17 protein-coding genes are annotated in these 22,823 nt (G+C 71.9%); 13 read left to right on the forward strand and 4 right to left on the reverse strand.

The window, feature by feature from the left end:
• Positions 1-37: 37 nt before the first annotated feature.
• A complete protein-coding gene (locus HNR57_RS29200; protein WP_184564598.1) occupies positions 38-841 on the reverse strand; it encodes an SAM-dependent methyltransferase in 804 nt (267 codons plus the stop codon).
• 191 nt (positions 842-1,032) lie between these two features.
• On the opposite strand from HNR57_RS29200, the gene HNR57_RS29205 reads away from it, so the two are divergent.
• The 7 genes from HNR57_RS29205 (at position 1,033) to HNR57_RS29235 (ending at position 8,776) form a co-directional block, all read left to right on the forward strand.
• The gene (locus HNR57_RS29205; protein ID WP_184564601.1) at positions 1,033-1,392 is read left to right on the forward strand and encodes a hypothetical protein; all 360 of its coding nucleotides are present in this window, start codon (positions 1,033-1,035) and stop codon (positions 1,390-1,392) included.
• 158 nt (positions 1,393-1,550) lie between these two features.
• Positions 1,551-3,797, forward strand: coding sequence for an MMPL family transporter (locus HNR57_RS29210; RefSeq protein ID WP_184564603.1), 2,247 nt, complete (start codon positions 1,551-1,553; stop codon positions 3,795-3,797).
• Complete coding sequence (locus tag HNR57_RS29215; protein WP_184564605.1) at positions 3,775-4,347, forward strand: GNAT family N-acetyltransferase; 573 nt, start codon at positions 3,775-3,777, stop codon at positions 4,345-4,347. The genes HNR57_RS29210 and HNR57_RS29215 overlap by 23 nt, the downstream gene beginning before the upstream one ends.
• A gap of 35 nt (positions 4,348-4,382) precedes the next feature.
• Positions 4,383-4,919, forward strand: a complete 537-nt coding sequence (locus HNR57_RS29220; protein WP_184564607.1) for a hypothetical protein — start codon at positions 4,383-4,385, stop codon at positions 4,917-4,919.
• Positions 4,920-5,116: 197 nt separating this feature from the next.
• The gene (locus tag HNR57_RS29225) at positions 5,117-5,302 is read left to right on the forward strand and encodes a hypothetical protein (protein WP_184564609.1); all 186 of its coding nucleotides are present in this window, start codon (positions 5,117-5,119) and stop codon (positions 5,300-5,302) included.
• A gap of 128 nt (positions 5,303-5,430) precedes the next feature.
• Positions 5,431-8,541 carry a helix-turn-helix transcriptional regulator gene (locus tag HNR57_RS29230; protein ID WP_184564611.1) on the forward strand — a complete coding sequence of 1,037 codons (3,111 nt, stop codon included), beginning with the start codon at positions 5,431-5,433 and terminating at the stop codon, positions 8,539-8,541.
• Between the two features lie 49 nt (positions 8,542-8,590).
• Complete coding sequence (locus tag HNR57_RS29235; protein WP_184564613.1) at positions 8,591-8,776, forward strand: DUF6191 domain-containing protein; 186 nt, start codon at positions 8,591-8,593, stop codon at positions 8,774-8,776.
• A gap of 7 nt (positions 8,777-8,783) precedes the next feature.
• On the opposite strand, the gene HNR57_RS29240 is transcribed toward HNR57_RS29235, so the two are convergent.
• Both HNR57_RS29240 and HNR57_RS29245 read right to left on the reverse strand, forming a co-directional pair.
• A complete protein-coding gene (locus tag HNR57_RS29240) occupies positions 8,784-9,953 on the reverse strand; it encodes a PQQ-dependent sugar dehydrogenase (RefSeq protein WP_184564615.1) in 1,170 nt (389 codons plus the stop codon).
• 127 nt (positions 9,954-10,080) lie between these two features.
• Positions 10,081-11,079, reverse strand: coding sequence for an aldo/keto reductase (locus HNR57_RS29245; RefSeq protein WP_184564618.1), 999 nt, complete (start codon positions 11,077-11,079; stop codon positions 10,081-10,083).
• Between the two features lie 77 nt (positions 11,080-11,156).
• On the opposite strand from HNR57_RS29245, the gene HNR57_RS29250 reads away from it, so the two are divergent.
• The 6 genes from HNR57_RS29250 (at position 11,157) to serA (ending at position 21,167) form a co-directional block, all read left to right on the forward strand.
• Positions 11,157-12,107: a 2-hydroxyacid dehydrogenase gene (locus HNR57_RS29250; RefSeq protein WP_184564621.1), complete on the forward strand. Its 951-nt coding sequence runs from the start codon at positions 11,157-11,159 to the stop codon at positions 12,105-12,107.
• A gap of 434 nt (positions 12,108-12,541) precedes the next feature.
• Complete coding sequence (locus tag HNR57_RS29255) at positions 12,542-15,553, forward strand: putative bifunctional diguanylate cyclase/phosphodiesterase (RefSeq protein ID WP_184564623.1); 3,012 nt, start codon at positions 12,542-12,544, stop codon at positions 15,551-15,553.
• A gap of 224 nt (positions 15,554-15,777) precedes the next feature.
• Positions 15,778-17,628, forward strand: coding sequence for an acetolactate synthase large subunit (locus tag HNR57_RS29260; RefSeq protein ID WP_184564625.1), 1,851 nt, complete (start codon positions 15,778-15,780; stop codon positions 17,626-17,628).
• 36 nt (positions 17,629-17,664) lie between these two features.
• Positions 17,665-18,189, forward strand: coding sequence for an acetolactate synthase small subunit (gene ilvN / locus HNR57_RS29265; protein WP_003993148.1), 525 nt, complete (start codon positions 17,665-17,667; stop codon positions 18,187-18,189).
• Between the two features lie 121 nt (positions 18,190-18,310).
• The gene (gene ilvC / locus HNR57_RS29270) at positions 18,311-19,309 is read left to right on the forward strand and encodes a ketol-acid reductoisomerase (protein ID WP_184564627.1); all 999 of its coding nucleotides are present in this window, start codon (positions 18,311-18,313) and stop codon (positions 19,307-19,309) included.
• Positions 19,310-19,577: 268 nt separating this feature from the next.
• Positions 19,578-21,167 (forward strand): phosphoglycerate dehydrogenase, encoded by a 1,590-nt coding sequence (gene serA, locus HNR57_RS29275; RefSeq protein WP_184564628.1) that lies wholly within the window; start codon positions 19,578-19,580, stop codon positions 21,165-21,167.
• A 53-nt stretch (positions 21,168-21,220) separates the two neighbouring features.
• Here serA and HNR57_RS29280 read toward each other — a convergent pair whose 3' ends face one another.
• Positions 21,221-22,759: an MFS transporter gene (locus HNR57_RS29280; protein ID WP_184564631.1), complete on the reverse strand. Its 1,539-nt coding sequence runs from the start codon at positions 22,757-22,759 to the stop codon at positions 21,221-21,223.
• Between the last annotated feature and the right edge of the window lie 64 nt (positions 22,760-22,823).

Genomic DNA, 22,823 nt, shown 5'->3' on the forward strand with positions numbered 1-22,823 from the left:
ACGCACCGGACCCGGTGCGTCCCCCCTCGTCATGCACTCAGCGGCGGCGGCCGACGACCCGGACGAAGCCCAGCGTGCGGCCCCGGTCGAGGCGCAGCATCTCGGCGCACTGGCCGGCCATCCGGACGTGCCACTCGTCGGTGTGCTCCTCGGCCACGACCTCGCACCAGCGCAGCCAGTCGCGCCAGCCGTCCTTCAGCCAGTCGGCCGTCTCGACGGCCACCGCCCCGCTGCGGGTCCAGTGGCGCTGCCACCACGCCGCGGTGTGGAAGCACCAGAAGTCGGGCTCCCAGTACGGCTTCAGAAGCTCCGGCGGTTCGACGCCGTCGATCTCCTCCCGCAGTGCCGGTACGACGACGCCGATCCGCCCGCCGGGCTTCAGCAGCCGCGTCAGGCTGGGCAGGTACAGGTCGTCGGTGCCGAAGTACTGGTAGGCGTCGATCGAGACGATCGTGTCGAAGCTGTTCTCGCCGAACGGCAGGTCGTGCGCCTCGGCGAGCACGGGCAGGACGCGGTCGGCGACACCCGCCTCGGCGATGCGCCGGGCGTTCTCGTCGGGCTTGATCCACAAGTCGGCGGCCGTGACCTGGGCGTCGTACTCCCTGGCGAGGAAGATCGACGTCATGGCGCGGCCGCAGCCCAGGTCGAGCACGCGGGAGCCGGGGCGCAGGGTGTCGAGCCCCAGGGCGGGGGCCAGCCACTCCAGCAGCCACAGGGCGTGCGGGCCCATCTGGTTGTCGATGGTCCAGCGGGCGTCGTAGCCGTTGCTGCGCGGGTAGCCGGGGTGGCTCACACGGTCAGTGAGGGGGTCGTTCGAGGTCCGGGAAGTGATGTCCGGCATCGGTGAACGGGCTCCTTGGGTCCTTGAGGAAGAAGGGGGATGCGGAGGAGCTCGGTCGGACCGTCAAACAATGCACCTGCTTCGGCCGGGCGGCGGGAGGCCGCGGGCATTCCTCGGACCAGCGGACGCTAACAGCCGGCCCCTCGCCCCCGCATCCGTTTTTCGCCGCCCGGCGCGCTACCGTCTCGGCCATGAGTGGACGCGCTGATTCCGACACCGATGGAGAGATGGCGGACTCGGAGGCGACCGCCGCACAGGACGAGGCCGGCGACCCGGCGGAGGGCGAGGACCCGGCGCAGGGCGAGGAGGACGCGCGCCGGGCCCGCTGGACCGCGGCGGGCACCGGCGCCGCACTGACGCTGGCGGGCCTCGCCGCGGCGCTGCTGCGCCTCGCCCGCTCCGCGCCGGCACTCGTCCCGGCCGCGTACGCCGGCGGGGCCGCCGTCTGTGCTGCCGCCGCCGTGCTGGGCTCGCGCGGCCGCACCCGGCGCGCGCTGTGGCTGCTGATCGCGGGCGTGATGGTGATGGCGTTGGGGGATCAGTTCGACTGAGTCCGGCCGCTGTGAATAAGCCCACGAAACCGACAAATGATCTCGTTGGTTTGTAAGAGTGGCAGCGCATTGCTCATGCGTTCTTTGCTGGCTGTTCAGTTCATGTACGACTGTTCCCGGCCAAAGATCCACACAAGGCAACTCCGGGAGCACGTTTCGTGGCAGCCCTCGCACGCTGGTGCGTCCAGCGCCGTCTGCTCAGTGTCCTGCTGTGGCTTCTCGCGTTCGCGGGGGTCGCCGCCGGCGCCGCCGTCGCCGGCACCACGTACTCGAACGACTACCAGGTCCCCGGCACCGAGTCGGGCCGCGCCTCCGAGCTGCTGCACGAGGGCTTCCCGCAGCTCGGCGGGGACAGCGACACCGTCGTCTGGCACACCGCCTCCGGCAGCGTCCGCGCCGCCGACGTCGAGCAGACGATGACCCGCACCCTGGAGCGGATCGAGGACCTCCCCGGGGTGGCCTCGGTCACCAGCCCCTACGACGGACCGGGCACGGGCCGCATCAGCGAGGACGGCCGCACGGCGTACGCCTCGGTCACCTTCGACGACCAGGCCGAGGACATCGCCGAGGGCGAGGCACGGGCCGTCGTCGACACCGCCAAGGGCGCCGAGACCGACGGACTCCAGGTGGAGCTGGGCGGCAGCGCCGTCGCGCTCACGGAGTCCTCCGGCGGGCACCTCGCCGAGGTCATCGGCGTGATCGTCGCCGCGGCGGTGCTGTTCCTCGCCTTCGGCTCGCTCGCCGCCTCCCTGCTGCCCATCGCCACCGCCCTGGTCGGCGTCGGCACCGCCTACGCCGGGATCGTGCTGCTCGGGCACGCCATGACCGTCGCGGACTTCGCCCCCATGCTGGGCATGCTCGTCGGGCTCGGCGTCGGCATCGACTACGCGCTGTTCATCGTCACCCGGCACCGGCGCGGGCTGAAGCGCGGGCTGTCCGTCACCGAGGCCGCCACCAACGCCGTCGCGACCACGGGACGGGCGGTCGTCTTCGCGGGTGCCACCGTTTGCATCGCGCTGCTCGGCATGCTGATCCTCCGGCTGAGCTTCCTCAACGGCGTCGCCGTCGCGGCCAGCCTCACCGTGATCCTCACCGTCGCCGCCTCGGTGACCCTGCTGCCCGCCCTGCTGTCCTTCATCGGCATGCGCGCGCTCAGCCGCCGGGAGCGCCGCCGCCTCGCCGAGCACGGGCCGGAGCCCGAGGTGCCCACCGGTTTCGCGGCCCGCTGGTCGGCCTTCGTGGAACGCCACCCCAAGGTGCTCGGCGCGGTCGCCCTGGTCGTCATGGCCGTCCTCGCGCTGCCCACGTTCTCCCTGCACCTCGGCACCTCCGACCAGGGCAACGGCCCGAAGACGGCCACCACCCGCCAGGCCTACGACCTCCTGGCCGACGGCTTCGGCCCCGGCGTGAACGGCCCGCTCACCCTCGTCACGAAGGTCGACGGAGCCGACGACAAGCTCGCCCTGGAGAACCTCGACGGCACCCTCCGTGCCACCGACGGCGTCGCCTCGGTCACCCCGGTGACGTTCGACTCCGGCGGCCACACCGCGTACCTGACCGTCGTCCCGGAGTCCTCCCCGCAGTCGAAGGACACCAGCGACCTCGTCGACCGGCTGCGCGGCGAGGTGCTGCCGCGGGCCGAGTCGGGTACCTCGCTCGACGTGCAGGTGGGCGGCATGACGGCCGGCTACGACGACTTCGCCGACGTCATCGTCTCCAAGCTGCCGGTGTTCGTCGGGGTCGTCATCGGCCTGGGCTGTCTGCTGCTCCTGCTCGCCTTCCGCTCCGTCGGCATCCCGCTGAAGGCCGCCGCGATGAACGTCGCCGCCGTCGCCTCGGCCTTCGGGGTGGTGGTCGCGATCTTCCAGTGGGGTTGGGGCAGCGAACTGCTAGGCCTCGGCAGCGCCGGGCCCATCGAGCCCTTCCTGCCCGTGATCATGGTGTCGGTGCTCTTCGGCCTCTCCATGGACTACCAGGTCTTCCTGGTCAGCCGGATGTACGAGGAGTGGCTGGAGACCGGCGACAACCGCCGGGCCGTGCGCGTCGGCCTCGCCGAGACCAGCCGGGTGATCAACTCCGCGGCGGTCATAATGATCTCCGTCTTCCTCGCCTTCGTGCTCAGTGGCGACCGCGTGATCGCCATGTTCGGCATCGCCCTGGCCGCCGCCGTCGCCCTGGACGCCTTCGTCCTGCGCACCCTCCTCGTCCCGGCCCTGATGCACCTGCTCGGCGGCGCCAACTGGTGGCTGCCCCGCTGGCTGGACAAGCGCATGCCGCGCATCAGCATCGAGCCGCCCGAGAGCCGTGCCGCCCATGAGAGGCTGGCCGCCGCGACGGACGCCGAGGTGGCGGACGTCCTGGCGGAGGAGGAGCGGCAGCGGGATGTACGCGATATCCCTGGGTGACGACGCCGAACTGAGGCCCCTGGAGCCCTGGCACGCCGGCGAGTTCCTGGCGCACCTGGAGCGGGGGCGGGAGTTCATCGGCCAGTACATCCCGTTCGGGACGACCGAGACGGACCTGCTCTCGGCCCGGGCCAAGCTCCAGCTCTACGCCGACATGCGCGCCGCCGACACCGGCTCCCTGCACGGCCTGTGGCTGGAGGGGAGGCTGGTGGGCGGGGTGCTGTTCCTGAACTTCGACGCGGCGACCGGAAACTGCGAGGTCGGCTGCTGGCTGGAGCCGGCCGGAACGGGCCGGGGCCTGGTGACCCGCGCGATGCGGGTCCTCATCGACTGGGCCGTCGAGCAGCGCGGCATCCACCGCGTCGAATGGGTCGCCGCCTCCGGCAACCAGCCGAGCCTGAACGTGGCGCGGCGACTGGGCATGACCCGGGACGGTGTGCGGCGCGAGGCGCACCCCTATGGTGGCCTACGGCACGATCTCGAAGTCTGGTCGGTGCTGGCACCCGAGTGGCGCGCGGCACGCGCGCGTGCCGCTCACAACGATCATTAAGAGACTTCTCAGACAGCGACCCTACGGTGCGAGACATGGCTACGAACGCAGTGGACGAGACCGAGGCCACCCAGGCCACGACCGACGAGAAGGCGGTGGACACCACCAAGTCCGACGAGGTGCCCCAGACCGGGGTCCCGGCCGCGGCCGAGGACGCGCAGACCAAGGAGGAGAGCCCCTCCGGAGTCGGCCAGGGCGCCGCCGCCGTGGTCTCCGCGGCACTGGGCGTCGTCTCGCTCACCGGCAGCTGGATCGGCACCGTCGCCTCCGCGCGCCAGAACCTCATCGGTCAGCTGGAGACCGCGCAGAACGCGGGCGTGGCCCAGCAGATCCAGGCGGTCTACGGCGACGCCTGGCAGACCACCGCCCTGTGGGGCGGCCTGTTCGCGCTGATCGCGCTGGTCACCGGCGTCGTCACGCTCGCCCGGCCCGCGTTCGGCACGCCGGGCAGGATCCAGGCGCCCTGGATCAAGTCCGTCGCCTGGGCGGGAGTCGCGCTCGGCGTCATCGGCCTGTTCCTGGCCGTCCTCAAGTACACCGGCGTCCTGCTCGGACTGCCGTCCGCGAGCTGAGAGCCCGCGCGTCCTGAGGGGTCTCAGGCGGTTCCGTAAGCACCTTACTGAGCCCCTGAGGCCCCTCAGCCGCGTCTAAGGCCCCTCCCGGTGCCGAAGATGCGGAACTCTCCCGATGTGGCGGACCCGCCTGGGGGACGAGAGTGAGGTCATCGCGGAGAAACCCTCCGTGACCGGCCTCTCCTCAAGGACACACCATGCATGAGTACGAGCTCCAGCAGCTGCGCACCTTCGACCTCATCCGCCGGGCCGACCACGAGCGCCTGGTCCGCGAGGCGGCCCGGGCCCGCCGCACGGCCCGCCACGAAGCCGGCACGGACACCGCCGAGCACGAGAGCCATAGCCGCCGCTTCCGGCGGCCACGGTCCGCCCGGACCGCGTGAACACCGGGGCGGGACCGGCCCCGGCCGTGGCCGTCCGGGAGGCAGCGGCCGTCGTTCCTGCCGGAACGGCGGCCGCTGCTCCGGCCGTTGCGCGGAAAACCGGTGCCGCGCTGCCGGACCCGCATGCGATGCTCGGGGCCGTGGAGACCCGGTCCCTCAGCCCCGTGTTCGTCGGCCGTGCCGAGGAACTGGGCACGCTGCACGAGGCACTCGTGCGTGCCTGCGAGGGCGAACCGCAGGCGGTGCTCATCGGCGGGGAGGCGGGAGTCGGCAAGACCCGCCTGGTCGAGGAGTTCGCCGCCGCCGCCCGTGACCGCGGGGCGGTGGTCGCACTCGGCGGCTGCGTGGAGATCGGCGCCGACGGGCTGCCCTTCGCCCCCTTCTCCACCGCGCTGCGCGCCCTGCGCCACGAACTCCCCGGCGAGCTGGCCGCCGCGGCCGCCGGCCAGGAGGAGGAACTGGCCCGGCTGCTCCCCGAGCTGGGGGAGTCGAGGGCCGGGCGGCACGACGAGGACGGCATGGCCCGCCTCTTCGAGCTCACCGCACGACTGCTGGAGCGCGTCGCCGCCGAGCACACCGTCGTCCTCGCCCTGGAGGATTTGCACTGGGCCGACGCCTCCACCCGCCACCTGCTCTCCTACCTCTTCCGCACCTTGCGCACCGGCCGCCTCGTCGTCCTCGCGACCTACCGCTCCGACGACATCCACCGCCGCCACCCGCTCAGGCCCCTCCTCGCCGAACTCGACCGGCTCCGCACGATCCGCCGCGTCGAACTCGCCCGCTTCAACCGCGAGGAGGTGGGCCGCCAGATCGCCGGGATCCTCGCCCGGGAACCCGCGCCGGACCGGGTCGACGCGATCTTCGAACGCTCCGACGGCAACGCCTTCTTCGTCGAGGAACTCGCCGTCGCCGCCCACGAGGGCTGCCGGACGGGCCTGACCGACTCCCTGCGCGATCTGCTGCTCGTCCGCGTCGAAGGGCTTCCTGAGCCGGCCCAGCAGGTCGCCCGGATCGTCGCCGAAGGCGGCTCCACCGTCGAGTACCGGCTGCTGGCCGCCGTCGCCCGGCTCGCCGAGGACGACCTCATCGAGGCACTGCGGTCCGCCGTGAACGCCAGCATCCTCGCCCCCGCCGGCGACGACGGCTACCGCTTCCGCCACTCCCTGGTCCGCGAAGCCGTCAGCGACGACCTGCTCCCCGGCGAACGCTCCCGCCTCAACCGCCGCTACGCCGAGGCCCTGGAGACCGACCCGTCCCTCGTCCCCGCCGACCAGCGAGCAACGCGCCTGGCCAGCTACTGGTACCACGCCCACGACGCCGCCAAGGCCCTGCCGGCCGTCCTCAAAGCCTCCGTCGAGGCCCGCCGCCGCCACGCCTACGCCGAGCAACTCCGGCTCCTGGAACGGGCGATGGAACTGTGGGACGCCGCCCCCGACGCCGTACGCGAGACCCTGCGCCCCGTCGACTACGCAGAGGCCTACCCTCCCCCACTGCCTGAACGGCGTGGGGGGACCCCCAGCGGCTGCGACCCGGCCACCACCGCGCTGCGCTACCTGGACCTGCTGGCCGAGGCGGCCGTCGCCGGACGGCTCTGCGGGGAGCGCGAACGCGCCCTGAAGATCACCAAGCGGGCGCTGCGCCTGCTGGACGAGGAGAGCGACCCTCCCCGTGGCTCTCAACTGCGTTCGGGCAGGGGGGACCCCCAGCGTTCCGCCTGGTTCTGGATCCAGCGCTCCCGGCTGGTGCAGAGCCTCGCCCGCGGCGACGGCTGGCAGGAGATCGCCACCGCGCAGGACCTGGTGCGGGGCCTGCCGCCCTCCGAGGTGCACGCCGAGGTGCTCGCCACGGCCGCCCACTGGTCGATGCTCCACGAACCCGGCCCCGAGGTCCTGACCGCCGCCGAGCGGGCCGTCGAGTACGCACGCATGGTCGGCGCCGAGGACATCGAGGCCAACGCCCGGCTCACGCTCGGCGGGCTCATGGTCGACGCCGGCCAGATCGAGGCCGGGCTGACGCACATGTACGAGGTCAGGGACGAGGTGGTGGCGCGCAGTCTCGCATCGGTCGCGGGCCGAAGCCATGTGAACCTGCCCTCCGTCCTCGAAGGCGTCGGCCGCTCCGAGGAGTCCGTCGACATCCTCCAGGAGGGCCTGCGGCTCACGGGGAGGATGGGCCTGCGGATGGCCGAGGCCTGGATCTGGAGCAACCTCGCGGAATCCCTCATCTCCCTGGGCCGCTGGACCGAGGCCGCCGAGGCGGCGGTCAGCGCCCAGCGGCACGGGCGGACGGCAGCGCCGTACGGGTCGGGAGCCAACAGCCTGGCGTTCCTCGCGCTCGCCCGCGGCGAGGTGCCCGAGGCGGGGCGCCATCTCGCCGAGAGCCGCGCCTCCTACGGCCCGCACGGCCCCATGCCGCAGCACGACCTCCCGGTCGCCTGCCTCACCGTCGCCGTCGCCGTCGCCGAGGGCCGCCTTCCCGACGCCCGCGCCGAACTGGCCCGCACCCTGGAGTCCGGCTTCCCGCCCGGGACCCAGCGCTACGCCTGGCCGCTGCTCCTCGAAGCGGCCACGGCCGAGGCCGACGCCCGGACGCTGCCGGCCGCACAGGAGGGCCGCGAGGAGGCGCTGGCCGGCATCTCGGGGGCCGCCAAGCACCTCACCACGAACGCCCCCGTCTGGCTCGCACACGAACGGTGGGTCCGCGCCGAACTCCACCGCGCCGAGGAGCGGAGCATCCCGGACATCTGGTCGGAGGTGGTCACCGCCTTCGAACCCCTGGGCCGGCCCTACGACCTCGCCCGCGTCCGGTACCGCCTGGCCGAGTCCCTGCTGACGTGCGGCGGGGAGGACGAGCGAGAGCGCGCCGCGGAACTGCTCCGCCTCGCCCACGCCACCGCCCGCCACCTCGGCGCACGGCCGCTCGCCGACGCCGCCACCGCACTCGGCCGACGCGCCCGCCTCCCGCTCGCGCCCGCCACGGCACCCGGCCCCGCGCCCGCCGACCCCGCCGAGGCCCTGGGCCTCACCAGCCGGGAACGGGACGTGCTGCGCCTGGTCGCCGCCGGCCACACCAACCGCCGCATCGCGGAGGAGTTGTTCATCTCGCCGAAGACCGCGAGCGTCCACGTCTCCAACATCCTGGGCAAACTCGGCGTCTCCGGGCGGGGCGAGGCGGCGGCGGTGGCGCACCGGATGGGACTGTTCCCGGCCGAACTGCTCATGCCCGGCCCGGCGGGCTGAGGCATACGCTGTAAAGGACGTCGCGGCTCCCGCGGCTCAGGGAGGCTCCGTGTTCAACATGTTCGAGGAACTGTTCTCGCCCGGGCGCAAGCACACCCGCGACGAGCAGAACCGCCTGGAACTGACCCGTGAGGACGTCGGGGACGGCGACCCCGGACGCGGACCGATAGACCTCGCGTCCGGGAAGGTCGTCGTGCGCCCGTCCCCGGAGGAGGCGGAAGACCCGGGGGAGTAGGCGGGCTCTACTTCACCCGCAGCTCCAGGATCCGGTCGTCCCCGTCCTCCGGGCTGCCCCGGCCGTCCGTGTTGCTGGTCACCAGCCACAGCCGGTCGCCGCCCGCCGGCACCACCGTGCGCAGCCGGCCGTACTCGCCCTCCAGGAAGGCCTGCGGCTCGGCCGAGGCCTCGGTGCCGTTCAGCGGGATGCGCCACAGCCGCTTGCCGCGCAGGCCCGCCATCCAGACCGACCCCTCGGCGTAGGCGATGCCGCTGGGGGAGGCCTCGGCCGTGGTCCACTGGTCGACCGGGTTGTGGAACTCCCCGTCGCCGGACCGGCCCTCGGCCTCCGGCCAGCCGTAGTTGTCGCCCGGCTTGATCGCGTTGAGCTCGTCCCAGGTGTCCTGGCCGAACTCCGAGGCGAACAGCCGCTGCTTGCCGTCCCAGGCGAGGCCCTGCACATTGCGGTGGCCGTAGGAGTACACCGGCGAGTCAGGGAACGGGTTGCCCGGTGCCGGCTCGCCCTCCGGGGTCAGGCGGAGGATCTTGCCGCCGACGGAGTCCTTGTCCTGGGACAGACCGGTGTCGCCGCTCTCGCCCGTGCCCACGTACAGCATCTTGTCCGGGCCGAACTCGATGCGCCCGCCGTTGTGGATGAAACCCTTGGGGATGCCCCGGAAGACCGTGTCGGGAGCGCCGAGCTGCTCGCCGGAGGGCTTCCGCTCGTCGTAGATCATGCGGACGATGCGGTTGTCGGAGGCCGAGGTGAAGTACGCGTAGACCATGCGGTCCGAGGCGTAGTCGGGGGACAGGGCCAGCCCGAGGAGGCCGCCCTCGCCGGCCGCCGAGACCCCGGGCACCTCGCCCAGTTCGGTCTTCTTGCCGGTCTTCTCGTCGACCCGGACGATCGTCCCCTCGTCCCGGGACGCGACGAGCAGGCCGCCGCCCGGCAGCGGAGCGAGGCCCCAGGGGGACTCCAGGCCCTCGGCGACGGTACGCACCACCTCCACCGAACCCTGGGCGGGAGGTGTCTCCTCGGCGGCCTGCCGCGGCGGCGCGGACGACCCCGGCGCCGTACGGCCCGGGGAGGTGCTCCCGTCCTTGCCGGACGATCCTCCGCCGTCGGAGGAGCAACCGGCCGTCAGCAGGAGCGCGGCGGCCAGCACGGTCGGGACGGCTCGACGTGGCACGATCATGGTCCCTTCGACGGGGCGGGTCCTCTCCCTGTCATACACCGCTCGCGGCTCCCAGGTTCCCGATCACGGAACGCCGAACCGGGAAGGCGGGGTTTGCCCGGGAACGCACCGGCGTCGGCACCGGGCCTCAGTCCCACGACCCCTGGGCCGGCGGCAGCTCCGCTATCTCCTCGAGATCGCCGGGGGTCAGGCGCAGTGCCGCCGCGGCCGTGTTCTCGGTGACCCAGCGCTCCTGCTTCGTACCCGGGACCGGGACCACGTGCGGGCCCTGCGCCAGCACCCACGCGAGGGCGACCTGGGCGGGCGTGACGCCCGTGCCGTGCCGGCGGGCCACGCGGCGCAGCCCCGCGACGACCGGCTGGTTCGCGGCCATCATCTCGCCCGTGAAGCGGGGGTGCCGGGCGCGCGGGTCGTCCGCCTCGAAGCCCGCGCCGGGCCGCAGCCTGCCGGTCAGGAAGCCGTTGCCCAGCGGCATCGCCGCGAGGAAGCCGACCCCCCGCGTCCGGCACCAGGGCAGCAGGGTCTCCAGCGCCTCCGGCGACCACACCGACAACTCGGCCTGCACCGCGCTCACCGGGAAGACCTGCTGCACCCGCTCCAGTTGCCGGATCGTCCCGTCGTGCAGCCCGGCCCCGGTCCGGCGGCCGGCCCGCGCCCCCACCGCGCACAGGCCCAACGCCCGTACCTTTCCGGCCTGGACGAGCTCCGCCATCGCGCCCCAGGTCTCCTCCACCGGCACCTCGGGGTCGGACCGGTGCAGCTGGTAGAGGTCGATGACGTCCGTCTGCAACCGCCGCAGCGACGCGTCGCAGGCCCGCTTCACGTACCCGGGGCGGCCGTTGGCGACGATGTGCTGGTCGCCCACGAGCAGCCCGACCTTCGTCGACACGAACGCGTCGGACCGCCGCTCCTTCAACGCCCGCCCCACCAGCAGCTCGTTGGTGAAGGGGCCGTACATGTCGGCCGTGTCCAGCAGGGACGCGCCCAGGTCGAGTGCCCGGTGCACCGCCCTGAGCGACTCGTCGCCGCGCCGCCTCGACGCGCTGTAGGCCCAGCTCATCGGCATGCACCCGAGTCCGACGGCCCCCACCGCGAGCGCCGCCGCGCCGATCGTCCTGCGCTCCACCTGGTCGTGACCCTCCCTGTTCGAGCCACCCCAACCTAACCTCTGCCGTCGCACGCTCCTGACATAGCCTCCAGAGCATGACTGCTGACGTGTGGCTGCCCATCCCGCCGGACGAGATCGACGGGCTCCCCGAGGGCCCGGACTACCGCTTCTGGAACGGCGGGGAGGACTTCCCCGCGGACCCGGCCGACTGCGCCTTCTACGTCGTCCCCTACATGAAGCCCAGCCCGCTGTGCGTGCGTCCCATGGGGCGGATGAGCAACGTCCGGGTCGTGCAGACCCTCTCCGCCGGGATCGACCACGTGGAGCCGGGGCTCGGGCACCTGCCCGCGGGTGTGCGGCTGTGCAATGCGCGCGGGGTGCACGAGGCCAGCACCGGCGAGCTCACCCTCGCGCTGATCCTGGCCTCGCTGCGCGGGATCCCCGACTTCGTGCGCGCGCAGGACCGGGGGGAGTGGCTCGGCGGCTTCCGGCCCGCCCTCGCCGACAAGAACGTCCTCATCGTGGGGTACGGCTCGATCGGCGAGGCCATCGAGGACCGGCTCGTTCCGTTCGAGGTGGCGCGGGTGGCGCGCGTCGCGCGCTCCGAGCGCACCACGGCGCGCGGTCCGGTGCATCCGCTCACCGAACTCCCCGCGCTGCTGCCGGAGGCGGACGTCGTCATCCTGTCCACCCCGCTCACCGAAACCACCCGTGGCCTGGCCGGAGCCGACTTCCTGTCCCGGATGAAGGACGGCGCGCTCCTCGTCAACGTCGCCCGCGGTCCCGTCGTCGACACCAAGGCCCTGCTCGCCGAACTCGAGACCGGCCGTATCACCGCCGCCCTCGACGTCACCGACCCGGAGCCGCTGGCGCGCGAACACCCCCTGTGGCGTGCGCCGGGGGTACTCATCAGCCCGCACGTCGGCGGACCCACCTCCGCGTTCCTCCCGCGCGCCAAGCGGCTCCTGGTGGACCAGTTGAACCGTTATGTGAACCGGGAGCCGCTCCGCAACGTGATCCTTACGACGGGTGCATCAACCGACTGAGAGACCTTCGAGTACCGTCCGCAATCCTCCAGGTGCGGTGGGTACTCATCTATCTATTGATCGTCACGGAGCGTAGAGAACCTATGTCCCTGAGTGACGAGACTGGTGTATCGTCCCGACAGGGGATGCGCCGGGGACCGTTCCGGCGCCGGGGATGGGCACTTCGGACTGTGAGGGGGGCGACAGGCGATGCACGGCCTTTGGACGAGCGATCCGACGGGGCGGGGCTGCAGGCGGCGACCCTGGCGGACGGCCGCGGGCAGCCGCGGACGCCACGCCGATCACGTCGGCCACCACACCCACCACAGCAAACGCCACAGCGGGCACCACACCGAACGCGGCCGGCACCGCGGACCCGGCAGCCGCAGGAGGCATGACCAGCCGGTCCACCGGGGCCGGCGGGGCCCGGGAGCGGCGCGGACCGGGAGGACCCGGTGAGCGCGCCCCCCACCCCCACGCTGGACGGAGCGCTGCGGGCACAGCCTCCCTCCCCGGGCGCGCTGCTGCCCCGCACGCCGGCCACCGGCCACCGGCCGGGCCTGGCCCTCCAACTCGTCCTGGCCCTGGCCTGCGCGGCATACGCCGCGGGCTCCGCGTTCGGCTGGGGCTCAGCCCAGCTGGCCCTGATCATGGGCGACTTCGGGCTCAGCGCCGCGGCCGGCACCGCCGCCGTCTCGTGCTTCCTCTACGCCCGCAGCCGCCGCACCGGCTTCCGGCCCGCCTGGCTGCTGTTCGGCCTCTCCTCGGCCATGGCAGCCCTGGGCAATCTGGTCTGGGGGTGGTACGAGGTGGTCCTGGGACTGCCCGTGCCCAGCCCCAGCTACGCCGACCTGTTCTTCCTCTGCTTCGCGCCACCCGCGATCGTCGGGCTGCTCGTGCTCGCCAAGCGGCCGGTCACCAAGGCCGGCTGGGTCTGCCTGGGGCTGGACGCCTGGCTGATCGGCGGCTCGTTGCTGACGCTGGCCTGGAGCCTCGCCCTCGCCCAGGCCGCGAAGTCCGAAGGGCCGGGCGTGGCGCACACCGCGCTGTCGCTGGCGTACCCGCTGCTCGACATCGCGCTGGTCAGCATGGTGCTCGCCCTGCACTTCAGGCGGTCAGCGGTGAACCGCTCCGCGGTCAACACCGCCATCGGCGCCCTGGCGCTGACCGTGATGTGCGACGCTCTGTTCACCTCGCCGCTCATGCACCACGACTACCGCTCCGGCCAGCTGCTCGACGCGGGCTGGTTCGCGGGCTCGCTGCTGCTGGCGTACGCCCCGTGGGCCGGGCCCCGCGCGGAGGCCGACCGGCACGGCACCGACCGGCACGCCGGCACGGGGCACACCCGCGTGGTGCACGAGCACGTGCCGGGGCAGCGCGGCGGCCCCCACCATCCCCTGCTCCTGCCGGGCGCCGAGCACAGCCGATACCCGGCCGCCCGGCCCATCGCCGGCTCGCTGGCCGCCCTCACGCCGTACCTCGCGGCCGCCGTGTGCACCCTGGGGATCCTGTACAACGTCCTCAACGGCCGCAGCGTCGACCGCGTGGTCCTGCTGACCGGGGGCACGGTGGTGCTCGCGCTCGTCGTGCGCCAGGGCATCATGCTGCTCGACAACATCACCCTCACACAGGAACTGGCGCAGAAGGAGAACCACTTCCGCTCCCTGGTGCAGGGCTCCAGCGACGTCATCATGATCGCCGCCCCCAGCGGCGTCCTGAGGTACGTCTCCCCGGCCGCCGCAGGTGTGTACGGCCGCCCGGCGGAGGAGCTGGTGGGCACGGAACTGGCCCACCTCATCCACCCCGAGGACCTGGGCTGCGTCGTGCACGAGGTGCGCAGATTCCTCGCCGCCAACCCGGTCGAGGAACCCACCACGCGCATCGAGTGCCGCTTCCGCTCGGGCGACGACAGCTGGCTGAACGTCGAGTCCACCGTCAACCGTCATCACGGCGGCCTCATCTTCAACAGCCGCGACGTGACCGAACGGGTGCGGCTCCAGGCGCAGTTGCAGCACAACGCCGAGCACGACCCGCTCACGGACCTGCCCAACCGCGCCCTGTTCACCAAGCGCGTGCAGCACGCCCTCTCGGGCCGCCGCGCCTCCGACCGGGGCGTGGCCCTGCGGAACACGGCCGTGCTGTTCATCGATCTCGACGGCTTCAAGGCCGTCAACGACACGATCGGGCACCAGGCCGGCGACGAGCTGCTCGTCCAGGCCGCCCGCAGGCTCCAGGACTCCGTCCGGCACGGCGACACCGCGTCCCGGCTCGGCGGAGACGAGTTCGCGGCCCTGATCGCCGGGGACAACACCCGCGACCGGGACGCCCGGGAGCGGCACATCCTGGAGCTCGCCGACCGCCTCAGGACGACGCTGTCCCAGCCCTACCTCATCGACGGCAACGATGTCCGTGTCAACGCCTCCATCGGCGTGGCCTTCGCCGAGGCCGGCCTCGGGGCGGGCGAACTGCTGCGCAACGCCGACCTGGCCATGTACCGGGCCAAGGCCGGCGGAAAGGGCCGTGTCGAGCTGTACAAGCCGCAGATGCAGCAGGACGTGGCCCGCAAGGCCGAGCTCGCCACCCGCCTGCGGGCCGCCCTGCACGACGGGGAGTTCGCCCTGCTGCACCAGCCGGTGGTGTCGCTGGAAGACGGCCGGATCACGTCGGTGTCCGCGCAGGCGCGCTGGCGCTCCTCGCAAGGGGTGCTCTTCACCCCGGCGGAGTTCCTGCGCGTGGCCGAGGACAGCGACAAGACCGCCGAGCTGGGCCGGTGGCTGATCGAGGAGGCCGTCGAGCAGGCCGCCGAGCGGCACGCCACCGGGCTGTCCGTGCCGGTCGTGGTGCGGATGAGCGCCCGTCGGCTGCTGGACCGGTCGATGCCGCTCGGCTCGATCGAGGCGCTGCTCACGCGGCACGGGCTGCCGTCCGGCTCGCTGATCATCGAGCTGTCCGACGCCGACCCGAGGGTCTCGCTGGACGAGCTGGAACGGCGCCTGGGCGCCCTGCGGCGGGTCGGCGTACGGATCGCGCTCGACGGGTTCGGCAGCGGCTACGCGGCGATCACGGCCCTGAGGAGGCTCCCCGTCGACGTCCTGAAGCTGGACCGCGGTCTGGTCGAGGGCGTCGTCGAATCGGCCCGCCTGCACAAGATCACCAGCGGGCTTCTGCGCATCGCGGGCGATCTCGGGCTGAAGTCCGTGGCCGAGGGGGTGGATCTGCCCGAGCAGGTCACCGCCCTGCGCGCGATGGGCTGCACGCACGGGCAGGGCATGGCGTTCTCCGGGCCGCTCGACGAGTACCGGCTGCGCCGGGCGCTCGCCGGCGGCCGCTATCCGGTGCCGAACGGACCGGCCGAACCGGCGTTAGTGGGCGGCTCCCCGCGGTTGTACAGCTCGGGGGTGTCCGCCGTCATCGGAGGCGGTACGGCCCTCCGCTCACATAATGAGACTCCCGTCCCACCCACTTGACAGTGAGTGCGTGCCGGGGAGAGGGTCAGTGCCATGCGCACCCGAATTCTCGTACTTGGAAAGCGCGTCGGCTGACGCTGAGCCTCGACCGCTCAGCGATCCCACCCGGCGCGCTCCCCTCGCTTGCCTTATGGCACGAGGGGTTTTTTGTTGCACAGGCGCCTTTCGTGCGACAACCGAATACCGTACAAACCTCGCATAAACCCTCAGCATCTGAGAAGAGAATGCCGATGACCGAGCAGGCCACCGGGGCCCACCACCCGCAGCCCCGGCCCCGATCCGGAGGACACTCCGCCCCCGAGCAGGTGACGGGCGCGCAGTCCCTCATCCGCTCTCTCGAGGAGGTCGGCGCCGACACGGTATTCGGCATTCCCGGCGGTGCGATCCTCCCGGCCTACGACCCGCTGATGGACTCCACCAGGGTGCGCCACGTCCTGGTCCGCCACGAGCAGGGCGCCGGTCACGCCGCCACCGGCTACGCGCAGGCCACCGGCAAGGTCGGCGTCTGCATGGCCACCTCGGGACCCGGCGCGACCAACCTGGTCACCCCCATCGCCGACGCGCACATGGACTCCGTGCCGCTGGTCGCGATCACCGGCCAGGTGGCGTCCAAGGCGATCGGCACGGACGCCTTCCAGGAGGCGGACATCGTCGGCATCACCATGCCGATCACCAAGCACAACTTCCTCGTCACCAAGGCCGAGGACATCCCGCGGATCATCGCCCAGGCGTTCCACATCGCCTCCACCGGCCGCCCCGGCCCGGTCCTGGTCGACATCGCCAAGGACGCCCTCCAGGCGAAGACCACCTTCTCCTGGCCGCCCGCCATGGACCTGCCCGGCTACCGCCCGGTGACCAAGCCGCACGCCAAGCAGATCCGCGAGGCCGCCAAGCTGATCACCCAGGCCAGGCGTCCGGTGCTGTACGTCGGCGGCGGCGTGATCAAGGCCAAGGCCACCGCCGAGCTGAAGGTCCTCGCCGAGCTCACCGGCGCGCCCGTCACCACCACCCTGATGGCGCTCGGCTCGTTCCCCGACAAGCACCCGCAGCACCTGGGCATGCCCGGCATGCACGGCTCGGTGGCCGCCGTCACCGGTCTGCAGAAGGCCGACCTGATCGTCGCCCTCGGTGCCCGCTTCGACGACCGCGTGACCGGCAAGCTGGACAGCTTCGCCCCGTTCGCCAAGATCGTCCACGCGGACATCGACCCGGCCGAGATCGGCAAGAACCGCGCCGCCGACGTGCCGATCGTCGGTGACGCCCGCGAGGTCATCGCCGACCTGATCCAGGCCGTCCAGAAGGAGCACAGCGAGGGCCACCGGGGCGACTACAGCGCCTGGTGGAAGGACCTGAGCCGCTGGCGCGACACCTACCCGCTCGGCTACGACCAGCCCGAGGACGGCTCGCTCTCCCCGCAGCAGGTCATCGAGCGCGTCGGACAGCTCGCCCCCGAGGGCACGATCTTCGCGGCGGGCGTCGGCCAGCACCAGATGTGGGCCGCCCACTTCATCGAGTACGACAAGCCGGGCACCTGGCTGAACTCCGGCGGCGCCGGAACCATGGGCTACGCCGTCCCGGCCGCCATGGGCGCCAAGGCCGGAGCCCCCGAGCGGGCCGTCTGGGCCATCGACGGCGACGGCTGCTTCCAGATGACCAACCAGGAGCTCACCACCTGCGCCCTGAACAACATCCCGATCAAGGTCGCCGTCATCAACAACGGTGCCCTCGGGATGGTCCGCCAGTGGCAGACCCTCTTCTACAACCAGCGGTACAGCAACACCGTCCTGCACTCCGGCCCGGACGACGTCAACCCCGAGGCCCGCGGCACCCGTGTCCCCGACTTCGTGAAGCTGTCGGAGGCCATGGGCTGCTACGCGATCCGCTGCGAGTCCCCGGACGACCTCGACAAGGTCATCGAAGAGGCGAACTCCATCAACGACCGCCCGGTCGTCGTCGACTTCATCGTCCACGAGGACGCGATGGTCTGGCCGATGGTCGCCGCCGGCACCTCCAACGACGAGATCATGGCCGCCCGGGACGTCCGCCCCGACTTCGGCGACAACGAAGACGACTGAGAGCCGTCCAGGACTTTCAAGCAGAGGAAGCAGATCATGTCCAAGCACACGCTCTCCGTCCTGGTGGAGAACACCCCCGGCATCCTCGCCCGGATCGCCGCCCTGTTCTCCCGCCGCGGCTTCAACATCGACTCCCTCGCGGTCGGCGTCACCGAGCACCCCGACATCTCCCGCATCACCATCGTCGTCGGCGTGGAGGACCTGCCGCTGGAGCAGGTCACCAAGCAGCTCAACAAGCTCGTCAACGTGCTGAAGATCGTCGAGCTGGAGCCGTCGCAGGCGGTGCAGCGCGAACTCGTTCTGGTGAAGGTGCGCGCCGACAACGAGACGCGCTCCCAGATCGTCGAGATCGTCCAGCTGTTCCGCGCCAAGACCGTCGACGTCTCCCCGGAGGCCGTCACCATCGAGGCCACCGGATCCGGCGAGAAGCTGACCGCGATGCTCAAGATGCTGGAGCCGTACGGCATCAAGGAGCTCGTCCAGTCCGGCACGATCGCGATCGGCCGTGGCGCCCGTTCCATCACGGACCGGTCGCTGCGCGCCCTGGACCGGTCGGCGTAAGACGGAAAGCGGGCGGTCGGCGCGCCGTCGGCCGCCCGTATTCCGAGACCCTCAGACTTCCCTTCCGCCCCCCGTCATACGGTGGGACGCAACACCTGCACTCCCGAGGAGAGAACCCAAAGTGGCCGAGCTGTTCTACGACGCCGACGCCGACCTGTCCATCATCCAGGGCCGCAAGGTCGCGGTCATCGGGTACGGCAGCCAGGGCCACGCCCACGCGCTGTCGCTCCGTGACTCGGGTGTCGACGTCCGCGTCGGTCTGCACGAGGGCTCCAAGTCCAAGGCCAAGGCCGAGGAGCAGGGCCTGCGCGTGGTGAGCCCGTCGGAGGCCGCCGCCGAGGCCGACGTCATCATGATCCTCGTCCCGGACCCGATCCAGGCCCAGGTCTACGAGGAGCACATCGCCCCGAACCTGAACGACGGCGACGCCCTGTTCTTCGGCCACGGCCTGAACATCCGCTACGGCTTCATCAAGCCCCCGGCCGGCGTGGACGTCTGCATGGTCGCCCCGAAGGGCCCGGGCCACCTGGTCCGCCGCCAGTACGAGGAGGGCCGCGGCGTTCCGTGCATCGCCGCCGTCGAGCAGGACGCCACGGGCAACGGATTCGCGCTGGCCCTGTCGTACGCGAAGGGCATCGGCGGCACCCGCGCCGGCGTCATCAAGACGACCTTCACCGAGGAGACCGAGACCGACCTGTTCGGTGAGCAGGCCGTTCTCTGCGGTGGCACCGCGGCGCTGGTCAAGGCCGGTTTCGAGACGCTGACCGAGGCCGGCTACCAGCCGGAGATCGCGTACTTCGAGTGCCTGCACGAGCTGAAGCTGATCGTGGACCTCATGTACGAGGGCGGCCTGGAGAAGATGCGCTGGTCGATCTCCGAGACCGCCGAGTGGGGCGACTACGTCACCGGCCCGCGGATCATCACGGACGCCACCAAGGCCGAGATGAAGAAGGTCCTCGCCGAGATCCAGGACGGCACCTTCGCGCAGCAGTGGATGGACGAGTACCACGGCGGCCTGAAGAAGTACGGCGAGTACAAGAAGCAGGACTCCGAGCACCTGCTGGAGACCACCGGCAAGGAGCTGCGCAAGCTCATGAGCTGGGTCGACGAGGAGGCGTAAGCCTCACGGCCGAGGGGCCGGAGCATCCCGCTCCGGCCCCTTCGGCGAACCCGGGGTAACGTCGGTGGTACGGCGTTGTCCATCCCGTCCGGCCACGGACGGGTGATCCTTCCGCAGCGGCACAAGACGACGCCCCGTGCGCCACTAGACTGCTGCACACATACGCGTCAGGCCCACAGCGTCGTGCGTCTCCAACGCGGCAAGCATCCCTCCACCGCCTGCGGCCGTCGGGACGGCCGTCCGCAGCACTGGACTTGTGAGGACTCACGTGAGCTCGAAACCCGTCGTACTCATCGCTGAAGAGCTGTCGCCCGCCACCGTCGACGCGCTGGGCCCGGACTTCGAGATCCGGCACTGCAACGGCGCGGACCGGGCCGAGCTGCTCCCGGCCATCGCCGACGTGGACGCGATCCTGGTCCGTTCGGCCACCAAGGTCGACGCCGAGGCGATCGCCGCCGCGAACAAGCTGAAGGTCGTCGCACGAGCCGGCGTCGGCCTGGACAACGTGGACGTCTCCGCCGCCACCAAGGCCGGCGTGATGGTCGTCAACGCCCCCACCTCGAACATCGTGACCGCCGCCGAGCTGGCCTGCGGTCTGCTCGTCGCCACGGCCCGCAACATCCCGCAGGCCAACGCCGCGCTGAAGAACGGCGAGTGGAAGCGCAGCAAGTACACCGGCGTCGAGCTGGCCGAGAAGACCCTCGGCGTCGTCGGCCTCGGGCGCATCGGCGCGCTCGTCGCGCAGCGCATGTCGGCCTTCGGCATGAAGGTCGTCGCCTACGACCCCTACGTGCAGCCCGCGCGCGCCGCCCAGATGGGCGTCAAGGTCCTGTCGCTGGACGAGCTGCTGGAGGTCTCCGACTTCATCACCGTCCACCTCCCCAAGACCCCCGAGACCCTCGGCCTGATCGGCGACGAGGCGCTGCGCAAGGTCAAGCCGAGCGTGCGCATCGTCAACGCCGCCCGCGGCGGGATCGTCGACGAGGAGGCGCTGTACTCCGCCCTCAAGGAGGGCCGGGTCGCCGGTGCCGGTCTCGACGTGTACGCGAAGGAGCCCTGCACGGACTCCCCGCTCTTCGAGTTCGACCAGGTCGTCGCCACCCCGCACCTCGGTGCCTCCACCGACGAGGCGCAGGAGAAGGCCGGTATCGCCGTGGCCCGCTCGGTGCGCCTCGCCCTCGCCGGTGAGCTCGTGCCGGACGCGGTGAACGTGCAGGGCGGCGTCATCGCCGAGGACGTCAAGCCGGGTCTGCCGCTCGCCGAGCGCCTGGGCCGGATCTTCACCGCGCTCGCCGGTGAGGTCGCGGTCCGCCTCGACGTCGAGGTCTACGGCGAGATCACCCAGCACGACGTGAAGGTGCTGGAGCTGTCCGCGCTCAAGGGTGTCTTCGAGGACGTCGTCGACGAGACGGTGTCGTACGTCAACGCCCCGCTGTTCGCACAGGAGCGCGGTGTCGAGGTGCGCCTCACCACCAGCTCCGAGGCGACCGAGCACCGCAACGTGGTCACGGTGCGCGGCACCCTCGCCGACGGCGAGGAGGTGTCGGTGTCCGGCACGCTGGCCGGCCCGAAGCACCTGCAGAAGATCGTCGCCGTCGGTGACTACGACGTGGACCTCGCGCTCGCCGACCACATGATCGTGCTGAAGTACGAGGACCGCCCCGGTGTCGTCGGCACGGTGGGCCGCATCCTCGGCGAGGCGGGCCTCAACATCGCCGGCATGCAGGTGTCGCGGTCGGTGGCCGGTGGCGAGGCGCTGGCGGTGCTGACCGTGGACGACACGGTGACCGCGAACGTGCTGGCCGAGGTGGCCGCGGAGATCGGCGCGACCTCGGCCCGGTCGGTGAACCTGGCCTGACCTTCCCGGGGGCTGCGCCCCCGGATCTCCGTTCGCCCCGGACGGGATCGTCCTCAGACGCCGGACGAGCTGAGCTGATCAGCTCGTCCGGCGTCTTCTCGTGCGCGGCCCCGCCGCAGGGTCACCACCGCCGCTGCCGCCGCCACGGCCATCAGCACCGTCCCGGTGACCGCGGCCGCGTGCATGCCGCTCGTGAAGGCCTCGCGTGCCGCCGTCGCCAGGGCGTCTCCCGCCCGCCCCGGCAGCCGGCCGGCCACGGCGAGGGCGCCGCCCAGGGTCTCCTGGGCGGCGGCGGGCGCCGAGGCGGGGATCTCGTGGCGGTAGACGGCCGTGCCGATGGAGCCGAGGAAAGCCATGCTGAGCGCCCCGCCGAACTCCGTGCCGGTCTCCATCAGGGACGAGGCGGCGCCCGCCTTCTCCACCGGGGCGGCGCTCATGGCCAGGTCGACCACCAGGGCCATGACGGTGACGATGCCGCAGGCCAGGACGGCGCAGGCGGCCAGCAGCAGCCAGAGCGAGTCCGTCCCGGTCAGGGCCAGCAGCACATAGCCGCACGCGGTGACCGCGAAGCCACCGCCCACGACGTGCGCCCGGGGCACGCCCCGCTGCACCAGCTGGGCGGCGACCGGGGCCGCCAGGCCGATGGGCACCGACGGCAGCAGGCTCCACAGCGCCGCCTCCAGCGGGCTCTTGTCCAGGACCGACTGGATGTACTGGGTCGTGAAGTACGCCGAGCCCATCATGCCGAAGGCGGCCATCAGGTTGAGGGCCATGGCCGGACTGAAGCCGGGGCGCCGGAACAGCTCCGGCGAGATGAGCGGGGACACCGCTGTGCGCTGACGGTGCACGAACAGCGCGGCGAAGAGCAGTCCGGCCGACACCGACAGTGCGTACCGCACGTTCCAGCCCTCCGAAGCGAGCTCCTTCAGGCCGTAGATCACGGGGAGCACCGCGGCCATGGACAGCGGGACGCTCGGCCAGTCGAAGCGGCCGGGATGCGGGTTCCTGGATTCCGGCAGCAGGAGCGGGCCGAGGACCAGGAGCATCACCATCGCCGGCAGGTTGACCAGGAAGACCGAGCCCCACCAGAAGTGCTCGACGAGGACGCCGCTCAGTACCGAGCCCAGGGCGATGCCGGCCGTCATCACGCCCGACCACAGGCCGATGGCCTTCGCGCGCTGGCCGGGGTCGGTGAACATCGTGCGGACCAGCGCCATCGTGCTCGGCATCAGCGTCGCGCCGCCGATGCCGAGCAGGGCGCGGCCCGCGATCAGGGTCTCGGCGCTGTTCGCGTAGGCCGCCAGCAGGGACGCCGTACCGAAGGCGGCGGCGCCGATCAGCAGGAGCCTGCGGCGGCCGATGCGGTCGCCGAGCGAGCCCATCGTCATCAGCAGACCCGCCAGCACGAAGCCGTAGACGTCGAAGATCCACAGCTGCTCGGTGGCGCTGGGTTCCAGGTCGGCGCTGATCGCCGGGATCGCGAAGTAGAGGACCGAGACGTCCATCGAGACCAGCAGCAGCGGCAGCATCAGCACGCCGAGCGCCGTCCACTCGCGACGGCCGGCGCGGGCCGGAGGGTGGGGTGTCGTCATGAGCAGGACTGTACGAGCGTCTTAAACGCTTGTCTAGTACGGTCGTATAAGACGCTCGTCTGGA

The organism is Streptomyces paradoxus (assembly GCF_014202475.1).
GTDB classification, from domain to species: domain Bacteria; phylum Actinomycetota; class Actinomycetes; order Streptomycetales; family Streptomycetaceae; genus Streptomyces; species Streptomyces paradoxus.